A 13,407-nucleotide genomic window follows, 5' to 3' on the forward strand; every position below is an offset into this window, starting at 1 on the left:
GTATTGGCCTTCTTATGTGTGGGCGGAAAGCGGCGTGTGCGTCATCGAGTCCTGCAACGCCTGGAGAATCTGGATGCGCAACGCGCCGAGCTCCTGTACGCGGGTCTCGCGCGGCGGCGCAACGACAATGTCGAGTTGCAGGATCAGCGTGCCCTGAGCGCCGAGCACGACGACGCGATCGGAGACCAGCAGCGCTTCGTCGATATCGTGGGTCACGAGCACGGTGGCCGCATTTGTGTCACGCACGACGGTGACGAGCAGACGCTGCATGTCGGCGCGCGTCACTTCGTCGAGCGCGCCGAACGGTTCGTCCAGCAGCAGCGTGCGGGGTTGCCGCGCGAGGCAACGGGCGAGCGCTGTGCGTTGCGCCATCCCGCCGGACAGTTGCCGTGGCGTGTAATGGCGCGCGTGAGCGAGGCCCACTTCCTGCAACGCGGCGGTGACGCGCTCGCGCCGCTCGCCGCGCGACAGTGCCGGCTGACGCGCGAAGCCTAGCCCGAACGCGACATTCTTCTCGACCGGGAGCCACGGCAACAGGCATGGATCCTGGAATGCGAGCGCCACGTCGGGGCGCGGTCCGCGCAGGATCTCGCCGTCGATCTCGACATGTCCCGCGCCGGGTTGCTGCAAGCCCGCGATGATCCGCAGCAAGGTGGACTTGCCCGAGCCGCTCGGACCGAGAACGGACACTAGTTCGCCTGGCCGCACACGCAGGCTGATGCCGTCGAGCACGCTGCGTTGCGCGTAGCGGAGTCCGACACCGCATACCTCGATGCGCGGTGCGCCCGCAGCAGTCAGGTCGCTCATGCTGCTTGCGCTTGCCGATGCTGCGCCAGCTGGTTCTTCAACTGCACGATGCTTGGCGTGACGATCGGCACGAACGCGGCTTCGCGCGTGCGTCGGGCCGCGCCGCCGGGACCGCGCAGATAGCCGCGCCCGCCGGCGGCCTGGACTTCGAGCCGGACCGCCGCATCGACCAGCGCGGCGAGCCCGATCCGCACTTCGAACAGCGTCGCTGGCGCCGCCAGGAAGGTGCCGTGCCGGATACCGTCGAAGAGCCGCTGCGACAGGGCGTCGAGATCGTATGCGAGCCGGCTGGCTTCGCCGTCGACGGCGGCGCGCACTGCGGCGCTGCTCGCCGCGACCGCCGCCAGCGCGCGCCGCGCGAGGCCGATCGACATGCCGCATTGCAGGCCGAGAAAAGCCGGTCGCGCCTGAACCAGAAAAGCGCGCGCATCAGCCGTGATCTGCCAGCTTGCGTCGAGCACCGCGCCGTCGAGTTTCAGCGCGGCCGTATTGCTCGAACGCAGCGCGATCAGATCGAGATCGTCGCTGCGGATCACGCCCGGCGCATCGTGCGGAATGGCGAAAATCGAAGGCGGCGCGCCGTCGCTGTGATCGAACGCCGCCGCGGCGAGAAACCCTTCCCGGCGCAGATTCGTGATCCACGGCAGGCTGCCGTTCAGCGTCCAGCCTGCTGTCACGCCGGCGCCGGACAGCGGCGCCGCGTTCATTTGCAGCGGTTCGATATTCGACAGATACTTCATCGCGTTCGACAGACCCGTCGCGCCCGCCAGTTCGCCACGCAAAAGCATCGGCAGTGAGCGCGTGCGCAGCGCTTCGTTGGGGCTTTGCAGCAGGTATTCGATGAACGTGCGCTGGCCCCAGAATACGAATGCCGCCGCCAGAGAATGCCCCGCGACACCGGCCACGGCTTCGATCGCCTCGACGGTCGTGCCGCCGAGGCCGCCCAGCTGGCCCGGCACACCGATCCGGAACAGCTCCGCGCGGCCGAGCTGCGGCAGGATCTGCGGCGCGAGTTCCTGGCCGGCGTCGATCGCTTCGGCGTTGGCATCGAGCCACGTGGCCAGTTGCGGCGTCACGGCGGTCAACGGTGCGTGATTCATGCGGCGTGAGCGCTGGCTTCCCAGCGATAGGCGGCGAGTTGCGGATTCAGTTCGTTCTGCGCGAGATTGTTGGCGAAATTGCAGAGCGTCGCCAGACTCACGCCGAGCACGATCTCGAGCGCGTGGGCGTCGCTGAAACCTGCGCGGTGAAATGCCGCGAGCTGTTCGTCGGCAACCGCGCCACGGGTGGCTATCACGGCACGGGTAAAAACCGCGACCGCGTCGAGGCGCGAATCGCTGAGCGTGCGCTGTTCGCGGATTGCATCGACGAGTGCCGGTTCGAGTTGCGCCTTCTTCAGCGCGACCGCCGTATGGCCCGCGACGCAGAAGCCGCAGCCGTGAATGCCCGCGGCCGTGATCTGCACAGTCTCGCGTTCGGCAAGCGTCAAACTGCCGCGGCCGTTGATTTCGGCAACGGTCAGATACGCTTCGAGCGCTGCCGGTGCATTGGCGAGCGACGCCACGAGGTTGGGCAGAAACCCGTTGGCGGCCTGCGCGCGTGCGAGGTACGGACGGCTCGCTGCGGGAGCGCTTTCGAGGGTTTGCAGTGGTAGACGGCTCATGTCGGATCCTTGCAGAAGAGCGTTCATTGTCGTCGATGGCCATGCGCACGACAATGCGCCGCTGTCCACGATTTCTGCGGATTCGTCTCGCGACGACGGACGCTTTGCGGAATCAGTGCAGCGTGGCTCGTCCGGCCTCGCGAGCAATACGCGCGCGCCGCCATGCGCCAGGCTGCACGCCTGTGACGCGCTTGAACGCCTGCGCGAATGCCGACTCCGACTGATAGCCAACCCGCTCGGCGGCGTCCGGCGTGCGCGCGCCCCCGCGCAGCATCGCGGCTGCCAGCTTCATCCGGATCAGCGTGACGAGTTGCGCGGGCGGCTGCCCCGATATCTCGACGAACTGCCTGCAAAAACGGGCTCGCGACATGTGCACGAAACTGGCCATCGTATCGGTGGTCCAGCGCTCGCCAGGGGACTCGATGATGGCGCTCAGCAGCGGCGCGAATTCGGCGCGGCGCATCAAGGCCCAGAAGCAGCGCGTGATCCCGTCGGTACCGTTCGAGGCGCGCAGCGCATAGACGAACAGCAGATCGGTCAGACGCGCGATGAGCGGTGAGGGCACATTCGGATCACGTAACGCTTCCGCGCGAATCAGCTCGAAGATCGCGCGGGCACCCTCCAGCGACGGATTGTCGCGGCGGGCCACCACGCGATCGGGCAACAGGCTGAGCAGCATGTTGTCGAGCCCCGAGTTGAATTCGAAAAAGCCACACGCGATGCCGACGCTTCCTTGCGCCGAAGCCCGTGCGTCCGCCGTCAAGGTCAGGGGCGACATGGTCCCGATGCGTTCGCTTTCGCGACCGCTCGCGGGTGGCTGCGGATCGGGAGAGAGGCAATGGGGCATGTCGTGTAGCAGGAATACCGCGTCGCCCGTTTCAAGTTGCAGGCTCTGTGCTTCGCCTTGCGGGTTGGCCGCCAGATGCAGCCAGCATTGACCGTGCAGGACAACATGAAAGCTCGCGCGACGGCGTCCCGCTGTCGACGCCTGCCAGGTCCCGCAATACTGGCCGACGTGAAATATCGTGCTCTTCAATTCGAGGCTGGAGAGCAGCCAGTCGGCAATCCTGTCGTCGTTGGGCAACATGACTTCACAAGCGAAATGGCGCGCCGACATGGCGCGCAGGCCTGTTACGTTAAGCCGGCATGGCGCGATAGCAACGATTTTTCTGTTGGAAGCTTATGAGCGCATTGCATTAGCGGGCTGGGGCCCGGCGTAGCGCTCCCGGCTGATGCTTCGTGGGCGGCAGAGGCGCCGGGCGCAGCGCGAAGCGGTGCGCAGGCCGCCATTGCCGCCCCGTGCGTGACGCCGTGTGCGAACCCTCGCCCGCGAGATAAGCAATGCGGATCCTGTTGGTTCCTTCCGCGTTCCCCAGACCGTAAGATCGGCGTGCGCCGTTCCCGGCGCCTCGCAGCCGGGTCTATCACTCTCCAGATATTGCATATATGACGCGTCATTCATCACCAGGCCGCCGCCATTTCATTGAGGCCGGGCTCGCGCTGGCTCTCGCCTCCGCGATCCCCGGCGCGCACGCGCAGGGCGGCGCGAGTTCGGCACGCGTGCTGCGGATCGGCTATCAGAAGGGGCCGTTTAGTATTCTCAAAGGTCGGGGCACATTGGATAAGCGGCTCGCGGCGCTTGGCACGCGAGTCGAATGGACCGAATTTCCTTCCGGACCGCCGCAACTCGAGGCGCTCAACGTCGGCTCGATCGACTTCGGCGACGTCGGCGAGGCGCCGCCGATCTTCGCGCAGGCTGCGGGCGCGCCGTTTGTCTACTACGGACAGACCGCAAAGCGGCCGGTCAGCGAAGCGGTGGTCGTGCCGGACGATTCGCCGGTTACGTCGTTCTCCGAACTGAAGGGGAAACGGATCGCGCTCGTCAAGGGCTCCAACACGCACTTTCTGCTGGTACGCCTGCTCGCCGCCGCCAAAATCGATTACCGCGACGTGACACCCGTGTGGCTGTCGCCGTCCGACGCGCGCGCGGCATTCGAGCGCAAGGCGGTCGACGCATGGGCAATCTGGGATCCGTTTCTCGCGGTCGCGCAGAAAACGGCGAATGCGCGGATCATTGCCGACGGGTCGGGCGTCGTCGCCAATCGTGCGTTCTATTTCACGTCACACAATTACGTGCAAAAGAACGACGACGTGTTGCGTGTAGTGCTGGGCGAGATCGGCGCGCTCGACAAATGGGTCGAGGCGAATCGCAGCGAAGCGGCCGGTGAGTTCGCCCAGCTATGGGGAGTGCCGCGCGAGATCGTCGAGGTAGCGCTCGCGCGCTTGCAATACGGCGTCGAGCCGATTTCGCGCGAAACCCTGGCGGACCAGCAGCGCATCGCCGACGCTTTCTATGAGCTGAAACTGCTGCCGAAGCGGATCGAAGTGGCGCATGCGGCGCCGCCGTCGCTTGCCTGATGTGCCGTGCCTGGCGCATGCGGGACGCACGTCGTGCGGTTACCGGCGCATGGTGTTCGGGGAACAGCGCGAAACGCGCACGGCACAGACCGAGCAATCCTGACGGAACAGGCGGCCCGCAACGGATGGCCGCCTAAACCCCGGTCTTCCGTTTTCGGGCGAACCCGTCGAGGAAGACCGGGATGCGTCCGGCTCGTGATCCTCGCCGAAACGTCATCGCGACAGCCTAGAACCGGTGCGTGATGCCAACGATCGCCGCGAGCTGGCGGTTGTTCGACGAGTAGGACGCGCCGCTAAAGTCCGCGACGGCCTGCTTGCCCGTCGAATCGACGCCTGAAGCGGTCTCGTAGAAGCCGATCGCGTAAAGCGAGGTCCGTTTGCTCAGTGCATAGATGGTGCCGAGGTTGACCTGGCTGTAGTTGGCGCTTCCCACGCCGTCCGCGCCGCTGTTGTGGGTGTAGATGTAAGCGCCGGCCAGCGTCAGCGCCGGAGTCAACAGGTACTTCACGTTCAATTCCCCGGAATTGAACGTGGCGGTGCCGCCGTTATATCGGGTGCCGAAGCTGCCCACCGCGTTCACTGTGCCGAGATTCTGGAACTGCGTGTTCGAGTACAGCACCGCGATCGTCGCCGCGCCGAGTGCATAGGAACCGCCGGCCGTGATGATCTGCTGCGAACCTGCCGACGCATAGCCGCCATAAATCCTGCTCGGCATGTTGTTGTTCGAGCCCGTCGCCGACGAGGTGGGTGTCGACGAGTTGCCCTGGTCGCCGAACGTGGCGTAGTACGGGTCCTTGGTGAACATGTAGCTCGCGCCGAGCTTGACCGGGCCATTGGCATACGAAACCGCGACGTCGGTCACGGCGTTCCTCGAGAACTGGCCGGCCTGACCGCCGAAGCTGTACAGCACGCCGAACGACAGGCCGCGGAATACCGGGCTTTGATACTTGAGCGCGTTCTGGATACGGTTGCTCGTGTCGACATTGTCGACGTCGCCCGCGCGCGTGCCGTAGCCGAGACCGGATGCGGCCCAGTCCGCGCCCGACGCGAACGACGAGGTTGCGTCGTTGCTCACGGAATACTGCCGGCCGGCCGTCAGCGTGCCGTATGTATCGCTCTTCAGGCCGACAAAAGCTTTTCGTCCGAAGAGCAGGCCGCCTTGTCCCAACGCGCCGGTGCCGACCGTATAGCCGTTTTCCAGAGTGAAAATCGCCTTGAGGCCGCCGCCCAGATCTTCCGTGCCGAGCAAACCGAAGCGCGACGAGGTGGCACTGGAAAGCGCATAGAGCTTCTCGCCCTTCACGTTGTTATTGAAGAGAAGCCCTGCATCGGCAACCCCGTACAGGGTTACGCTGCTCTGCGCATGAGCCGTGGCGGCAAACGTGCCGAGTGCCAGAAGGGTCGCTGTGGTTGTCTTTTTCATTTGTCTGACTCAGGTTGAGAGGAGAAAAAATCGCTTTTTCGACGAGAAGTTGATAAGTACACCAACGTTTTCCTGTCCGGCTAATGCCGGTGAGCAGCCCAAATCGGCGCACCCGGCTTCGCCGTGCAGCATAAAAGGCCAGCATGAAGCTCGATCGCCGCGTGCCGATTGGGGGCCGTTCGGGGATAGCGCTGCTGGAGCGTTGGCGGCTCAGAGTTTCGGCAAACCCGGCGGATTGGTGGATGCCTTGCTGATCGCCTCCGAACCGAGATTCCACTTGTCCAGCACATGCGTATACGTGCCCGACTTGATCAGGTCGTTCAGCGCGGTGGTGAGCGCATCGGCGAGGCCGCTTCCCTTGCGCGTCGTGATCGCGACTTCCGCGGTGCGCGGCCAGCCGCCGCTTACCGTGCCGACCAGCCTGGTCTTGCGTTGCTCCGCGGCCTGATACGCTTGCACCGCATTGACGCTGAACACGGCGTCGGCACGGCCTGACTGGATTGCCAGGTTCTTGACGGCGTCGTCGTCGTAATACTGCACGGTGATGGGCTTCAGACCGTGCGCGACATTCTGCTTGTCCCATTCCAACAGGATTTTTTCCTGGTTCGTACCTGGATCGGTGATGATCCGCAGGCCGGCAATGTCCTTCGGTTCCTGCAGCGACGTGATCTTGCTGTCGGACTTCACGTAGAAGCCGAGTTGGTCCTTGCGATAGGTCGAGAAATCGAATTTGGCCTTGCGCTCCTCGGTCACCGTGACGTTCGAAATCACCGCGTCGAACTTGCCCGATTGCAGCGCGAGCGGCCAGTCGGCCCACGCAACCGGCACCAGTTCGAGTTTTTTGCCGAGGCTATCCGCGATCACCTGGGCGAGATCCGCATCGAAGCCGACGATGGTCCTGGCATCGGTCGCATAGGTGCTGATTGGCGGAATGAACGGATGGATGCCGATGGTCAGCGTGTCGTCCTTGACGAAACGATACGAGCCGCCGACTGCGTTGATGGCCGCCGGGTCCTTCTCCACGCGGATCCGGTCGCGCTGCTCGGGGTTAAGATCCAGCGTGTTGGCGGCCAGCGCGAGCGTGCTGAGACTCATGGCGAGCGAGGCGATCGCGCTCAGGAAGATCGAGGCGGTGATACGTTGAGACTTCATGAAGGGACTCTCGTTGTGATAGTGGGCGGTATGGTCAAAGAACTGACCGCCTGGGCGATCGAGTGGGGATGCATCGTTATCCTACGAATCCAACAATCGTTTGGCCAGATCGGGATACTGTCGCGCGATTTCATAGCGCAACTCGTGAGCAGGGTGCGCATGCCCATAGTTGCGCGACGATCCTTCGTGTGGCGAGGTCACCGCATTCCAGCCCGTACGACCACCGCTGAGCAGATCGAGCGACGCGAATTGCCGCGCGAGCATGCACGGGTCGCTATACGAAGTCGAGACCGTACCGATCAGCCCGATTGGCAATATGGATTCCGGCAGCGCCGCGCTCGCCGGCTGATCCGCTCCGATTGGACTCTTGTCCAGCAAGCTCAGTGCGTAGCTCATCGTTGTCTGTTTGATTACCGCCTGTCGTTGCAGCGCACAGTTCCACGCGCCGGATGAAGTTGACGGCGGAAATCCTGTTGCGCCCGTTGGGGATTCGACAATAGCGTTTCGGCGAATGGCGGCGAACCAACGAATAAGAATAAGGATATCTAACCTTAACGACGTAGCGCCCTGCGGGATCGCGCTCTTCGCCTGATATGCGGCCTCTGCCGTGGCCAGCCGGCCTACCGGGCAGATCAGCTTCGGCAAGCCGAACGCGCGGCCGCTGGTGGCCTGACGTATCAGGCTGGCCCGGGTGCGCTTCGCACGCGGCGAGCGCTCATACCTTGCCGAGTACGCCTAACCACGCCTGGCCGATCACTTCATGCGTCGCATCGGCGTTTGGCGGGTGAAACGCGCCGGCACGCACATCGCGATAGAGTCGTTCCAGTTCGTTGTTCTTCGAGAGCGCGCCGGCGCCCGCGATTTTCAGCGCCAGGTTGACGACGCGCAACGCGCCGTCAACCGCATGCTGTTTCGACGCGAGCAATCTGGCGATCCACGGCTCGCCGTCCGGATAGCCTTGCCACCATTGCGCCGCCACACGTTCGACGAGCGCTTCGATGCTGTCCAGTTCGATGGCCGCCTGTGCCACGCTGAGTTGCGTCAACGGCTTGTATGCATACGTCTTTCCGGCCAGCGCCTGCGAGGTGCGCGTCTTTGCCGTCGCGATGGCCAGTTCGAGCGCCCGCTTTGCGATGCCGTAATACACCGCGGCAAGGCCGGGCAGCACGGCGCCCAGAATGCCGTCGACGAACGGGTCGTCCGGAATGCCCGCGGGCAAAACGCGAATCACATGCTGGTGCTGCGCGATTGCACCTTCCAGATAGGTGTCGTCACTACGGGTTGCACGCAGCCCGAGGGCGTCCCACGTTTCCACGGTTCGATGTCCGGCGGCGTCGCGATGAATGAACGCGTGGACGATTTTCGGCGCGGCAGGATCGGAGTCGTCGAGCCCGTGCACGCCGAGCCAGTCCCATGCGGGCGCAAGCGACGTCAGGATCTTGCGGCCGTCGAAACGATAACCGCCGTCGCCCAGCGGCGTGGCTTTGACGAACGAATGAGCGAGGCCGAGATCGTTGCCGGGCTCGCCGTGGCCGGCTGCAAAGACCTTGCCCGCGGCGGCTTCGGTGAGGATCCATCGCGCGGACGCGTCGCCGCGTCGATACAAATGCAGCGCCGCGCCGATCCAGTATAAATGCATGTTCAGCGCGAGCGCGGTGGCAGGTGCGCGCGTCGCGAGCCGGACCTGCTCGCGCAGCAGCTGCGGCAGCGTCAAGCCGAGCCCGCCCAGTTCGACGGGTACGCTCGCGCGCAGGAAGCCGACGCGTTGCAGATCTTCGAGGTCACCGGCGAAGAAGCGGTTTTCGCGGTCATAGCCTGCGGCGCGCGCGCCTATGGTCTCGAGAAGCGGGTGCGGCAGCAAAGTAGGCGGGGCAACGCTGGTCTGAAGCGCCGCGGATTGCGGGTTCGTTGCGGCCGCGTGGCCGGCGGGTTCGAGTACTGTGCTCATCGTCTGCCTCCGTTACGCCGCCGGACCGCAATACTTGTCGTCCGGCACGACACCGGCGGCAATGACGCGCCCGGCAAGCGGCAGGTTGTTGCCGTCCGCGCTGGAGAGATGCTCGAAATAACGGGTGAAACGGCGTGCGGTAGCCGCATTTAGCGAAAGCGCGCGGATCCCGTTGTCGCCGCCTTGCCGCGCGATGAGTCGCGCGGTCTCTCCGGCTAACGCGTCGTCATCGGGGACACCGAGGCGGTAAATGCGCCGTTGATGATTGTCACTCACGACCTCTGCCATTTTCACGCTCCTTGAGCGAAACAGTGGGAATTCGTGAATGCATTATGAGCAGCCGCTTTGCGCACAAGCCAATATCGATTTCCGATTTGCAAATCGATGCGCGCGCGATTCGATGCTGCGAAAGCGCGACACGCGCGATCGCGGAACGAGCTGGCGTCGGCGCGTGCGTCGCGATGCGCAGGCGGCCGCCGATGCACTGCTGCACGCCGCATTCACGCGCAACGGCCCACGGGCACCCGCCTGCTCCGACTGCATGAAGCTTGCCGCGTTGATTGCCGCGCGGCGTCGTCCGGCGAAGCTTCAGACGAAAACTTCAGACCGTGAAATGGCCTTCTGTCGCGATCGCGCTCAGAGGATTGCGCGGACTCGGAATCTCGCGCGCCTGAAGCGCCTCGGGCAGCGTCGATTTATCGCCCGGAAGGCCGATCGCGATGCCCGCCTCGATCGAGTACACGTCGGGCACCGCAAGTTCTGCGCGGATCCTTTCGCGCTCGATTCCGGCCAGGCCGTGAGCGTGCCATCCGGCAAGACTGGCCTGCAGCGCGAGATAGCCCCACGCCGCCCCGGTGTCGAACGAGTGGGTGGGCGCGGGCACTTCCTCGTTGCCGCCGGGCGGGACGAAAGTGCTCTTCGACAGCACGATGATGATGGCCGCCGCATGCTGCGCCCAGCCGCGATTGAAGTCGTTGAGAAAGCCAAGGAACCGTTCCCAGTGGGCGGTGCCCCGTCTCGCATAGACGAACCGCCACGGCTGGGAGTTGTACGAAGAGGGGGCCCAGCGTGCGGCCTCCAGAAACGTCAGAAGCGTGGATTCGGGAATCAGGTCCTGCGTGAAGGCGCGCGGCGACCAGCGGTTGAGAAACAGTCTGTCTACCGGATGGTCCGCGGTGCGCGAGTTCGATGTCGTCATAGATGAATCCGTTGAGGGGAAATCTGCAATGGTGAAATGAGGTGTCCCGGTGAATGGCCGTCCGCCCGTATGCGCTCAGTTCAGCGCGACCGCCGCGGCCGCGCTGACAGGCGAGCCTTCGATCGCCACTGATTGACGGCCATCGGGGCCGACCGGCACGTCGCCGACGAGCGTCGTGCGATATAACTGGCGGTCGAAGTCGAGATCGAAAATATCCGTGGGCGCCAGGTGAGCGGTGGCGCGGTTGTCCCAGAACGCGACACTGCCGGCTTCCCATTTGAAGCGCACGGTGAATTCCGGTCGCGTCGCATGTTCCCAGAGCAATTCCAGCAGCGCCTCGCTCTCGCGGGGCGTCACGCCAACAATCGATTTCAGAAAGCTCGGACTGACGTAGAGCACCCGTTCGCCGGTTTCCGGATGCACCCTGACGAGCGGATGCTCGGTCACGAGCACGCGCTGTTCGACGGCTTTGACAAACGCCTCGGTGCCGCTCGCGCCGGCCGGCGGCGTGAAGCGGTGAACGCCGCGCAGGCCGTCCACGAAAGCGCGCAGCGGCGCCGAAAGCTTTTCATAGGCGAGCGCCAGATTGGTCCACTGCGTATCGCCGCCGTAGGGCGGAATCGTCACGCCGCGCAGGATCGACGCCCACGGCGGATTGAGCGCCGCAGTCACGTCCGTGTGCCAGCCGGTCCACGGACGCAGCAGCGCCTGGCCCTCGAAACGCGTCGCCTTGCGGTACTTCGAAATCGAATAAACCTCGGGATGACCGTCGACATGACCGAATACCGGATGTCCCAGCGTCGGTTCGCCGAATTGAGCAGAGAACGCGACATGCTGCTCATGGGTCAGAAACTGCTCGCGGAAGAACACGACCCGCCACCTCAGTAACGCCGCGCGAATCTGCGCGACCTCGCTCGGGTCGAGCTTGCGCGTCAGGTCGACGCCGTGAAGCTCGGCGCCGATGTGCGCGGAGAGCGGCTTGACTTGAATCGACGGTGTTTCCTGCAATGCGGCTGCGCTCATGCAAGGCTCCTGGCGAGGGGAAACGTGTTGGCGGTCGGCTCACACGTTAAATTCGCCGCGGCTCGAATTCAACCAATCATTGCACATAAGAAAATCAGCCGAAGCGCGAATCCGGGCGCGCCCGGTCATCGTGTCAGGCGGCAGTGCGCAGGCACTGCGTAATTCCCGCTTTGCATAGATAAATTCGTCGTTTTGCCAGCACGGATCAGATGGCTACCATGCAACGCTTCAGTCATTCATCCGAAAACCGACATCATGTCCACAGTAGCTTTTCCGTCGGCTGCCGCCGACCCGCAAGCGCCCGCGGACAGCGCGGGCCGTGCCGCTGTCATCCGCAGCGCGCAGGACGTTGCGCGCATCGTCAATGCGGGTGCCGCAAAGGGTAGCAACGCCCGCATCGTGATCGCGATTGCACTCGGCGGTGTTTTCCTCGACGCCTATGACCTGACCTCGCTCGCCTACGGAATCAAGGACATCGCGCGCGAGTTCTCGCTGTCGCCGGTGCAGGTGGGGTTCGTCTCTTCGGCGATCACGTTCGGGGCCATTCTCGGCGCGCTGTTCGGCGGCTATCTGACTGACCGTATCGGCCGCTATCGGGTCTTCATGGCCGACATGCTGTTCTTCGTGGTCGCGGCGATCGCGGCGGGTCTCGCGCCGAACGCCTGGGTGCTCGGCGGCGCGCGTTTTCTGATGGGCTTCGGCGTCGGCCTCGATCTGCCGGTGGCGATGGCCTTTCTCGCGGAATTCTCGCGAGTGGCGGGCAAAGGTAACAAGGCGGCCAGCGTCGCTGCGTGGTGCCCGGCGTGGTACGCGGCCACCAGCGTCTGCTATCTGCTGATTCTCGGGCTGTACGCGATTCTGCCGGCACATCATCTCGGCTGGCTTTGGCGTTTGACGCTCGCTTTCGGCGCCGTGCCGGCCATCGCGATCATTCTCGTGCGTAGCCGCTATATCAGCGAATCGCCGGTATGGGCCGCCAATCAAGGTGATCTCGATGGGGCGGCGCGGATTCTGAAGCGCTCTTACGGCGTCGACGCGGTCGTCGAGCGCAGCGATACGCCGGTCAAGGCGCCGCGCGCCGCATCGTGGCGCAACTATGGGGTTCTCTTCAACGCGACCTACCGGCGGCGCACGATTCTCGCCGCGGTGATCGGCAGCGCCTCTTCGTTCGGTTACAACGCGATCATCTTCGGCTTGCCGGTGATCATTACGAGCTTTTTCCACCAGGGTCCGCTCACGACCATCATCGCGGCACTGGCGCTGAATCTGGCGTTTGCGTTCGTGGGCGGATTGATCGGCGTACGCACGGCGCCGACCGTCGGCGCGTGGAAGATGACGGTGCTGGGCCATGCGCTGCAATTCGTCTCGCTGATCGGGCTCGCGCTGATCGGCAAACCGGGCAACGGCGCGCTCGTCGTGCTCGCGCTGCTGCTGCTCGGCGGCTATCTGTTCGGCCAGGGTTTCGGGCCAGGCTCGCACTCGATGACGTATGCGTCGCTTAGTTATCCGACTTCGCTGCGCGGGATCGGCGTGGGCTTCAACCAGACGCTGGTGCGCTCCGCCTCAACGGTATCGCTGTTTCTGTTTCCGGTGCTGGCTGCCGCGTTCGGCACCAAGGTGTTCTGGGTGATCGCGATTGCGCCGCTAAGTTCGCTGCTCGTGCTGCTGGCAATCCGCTGGGAGCCGTCGGGCTATGACATCGATGGCGAGGACTACGCGCAGCCGCCAGTCACCGCAAAGACGGCGCACGCGTAGCGCGAAGCGGAATAAATAAG

Annotated in this window: 12 protein-coding genes and 1 pseudogene; 2 read left to right on the forward strand and 11 right to left on the reverse strand. The window is 64.4% G+C overall.

Annotated features, from left to right (window positions below; genetic code table 11):
- Nucleotides 1-12 precede the first annotated feature (12 nt).
- From BXE_RS37250 to BXE_RS37265, 4 genes are all read right to left on the reverse strand, one after another.
- Nucleotides 13-807 carry an ABC transporter ATP-binding protein gene (locus tag BXE_RS37250; RefSeq protein WP_011493287.1) on the reverse strand — a complete coding sequence of 265 codons (795 nt, stop codon included), beginning with the start codon at nucleotides 805-807 and terminating at the stop codon, nucleotides 13-15.
- Nucleotides 804-1,907, reverse strand: a complete 1,104-nt coding sequence (locus tag BXE_RS37255) for an acyl-CoA dehydrogenase family protein (RefSeq protein WP_011493288.1) — start codon at nucleotides 1,905-1,907, stop codon at nucleotides 804-806. Before BXE_RS37255 ends, BXE_RS37250 begins: the two co-directional genes overlap by 4 nt.
- Nucleotides 1,904-2,470 (reverse strand): carboxymuconolactone decarboxylase family protein, encoded by a 567-nt coding sequence (locus tag BXE_RS37260; protein WP_040123588.1) that lies wholly within the window; start codon nucleotides 2,468-2,470, stop codon nucleotides 1,904-1,906. The genes BXE_RS37255 and BXE_RS37260 overlap by 4 nt, the downstream gene beginning before the upstream one ends.
- 112 nt (nucleotides 2,471-2,582) lie before the next feature.
- Entirely contained in the window at nucleotides 2,583-3,557 is a 975-nt protein-coding gene (locus BXE_RS37265; protein ID WP_011493290.1) for an AraC family transcriptional regulator, read from the reverse strand.
- A gap of 359 nt (nucleotides 3,558-3,916) precedes the next feature.
- Here BXE_RS37265 and BXE_RS37270 point away from each other — a divergent pair, with 359 nt between their 5' ends.
- On the forward strand, nucleotides 3,917-4,888 hold the full coding sequence (locus tag BXE_RS37270) for a sulfonate ABC transporter substrate-binding protein (RefSeq protein WP_011493291.1): 972 nt from the start codon (nucleotides 3,917-3,919) through the stop codon (nucleotides 4,886-4,888).
- A gap of 226 nt (nucleotides 4,889-5,114) precedes the next feature.
- Here the strand turns inward: BXE_RS37270 and BXE_RS37275 are convergent, their stop codons facing one another.
- The 7 genes and pseudogenes from BXE_RS37275 to BXE_RS37310 form a co-directional block, all read right to left on the reverse strand.
- Complete coding sequence (locus tag BXE_RS37275) at nucleotides 5,115-6,311, reverse strand: porin (protein ID WP_011493292.1); 1,197 nt, start codon at nucleotides 6,309-6,311, stop codon at nucleotides 5,115-5,117.
- A gap of 210 nt (nucleotides 6,312-6,521) precedes the next feature.
- Complete coding sequence (locus BXE_RS37280; RefSeq protein ID WP_011493293.1) at nucleotides 6,522-7,463, reverse strand: ABC transporter substrate-binding protein; 942 nt, start codon at nucleotides 7,461-7,463, stop codon at nucleotides 6,522-6,524.
- Between the two features lie 84 nt (nucleotides 7,464-7,547).
- A pseudogene (locus BXE_RS37285) lies at nucleotides 7,548-7,799 on the reverse strand (LLM class flavin-dependent oxidoreductase); the annotation flags it as partial.
- Nucleotides 7,800-8,178: 379 nt separating this feature from the next.
- Entirely contained in the window at nucleotides 8,179-9,411 is a 1,233-nt protein-coding gene (locus BXE_RS37290; RefSeq protein ID WP_011493294.1) for an acyl-CoA dehydrogenase family protein, read from the reverse strand.
- A 12-nt stretch (nucleotides 9,412-9,423) separates the two neighbouring features.
- Complete coding sequence (locus BXE_RS37295) at nucleotides 9,424-9,699, reverse strand: hypothetical protein (RefSeq protein WP_011493295.1); 276 nt, start codon at nucleotides 9,697-9,699, stop codon at nucleotides 9,424-9,426.
- 313 nt (nucleotides 9,700-10,012) lie between these two features.
- Entirely contained in the window at nucleotides 10,013-10,609 is a 597-nt protein-coding gene (locus BXE_RS37305; protein WP_011493296.1) for a nitroreductase family protein, read from the reverse strand.
- Nucleotides 10,610-10,684: 75 nt separating this feature from the next.
- Complete coding sequence (locus tag BXE_RS37310; protein WP_011493297.1) at nucleotides 10,685-11,632, reverse strand: TauD/TfdA dioxygenase family protein; 948 nt, start codon at nucleotides 11,630-11,632, stop codon at nucleotides 10,685-10,687.
- A gap of 255 nt (nucleotides 11,633-11,887) precedes the next feature.
- On the opposite strand from BXE_RS37310, the gene BXE_RS37315 reads away from it, so the two are divergent.
- The gene (locus BXE_RS37315; RefSeq protein WP_011493298.1) at nucleotides 11,888-13,387 is read left to right on the forward strand and encodes an MFS transporter; all 1,500 of its coding nucleotides are present in this window, start codon (nucleotides 11,888-11,890) and stop codon (nucleotides 13,385-13,387) included.
- Nucleotides 13,388-13,407 lie beyond the last annotated feature (20 nt).

The organism is Paraburkholderia xenovorans LB400 (assembly GCF_000013645.1).
Classification (GTDB): Bacteria; Pseudomonadota; Gammaproteobacteria; order Burkholderiales; family Burkholderiaceae; genus Paraburkholderia; species Paraburkholderia xenovorans.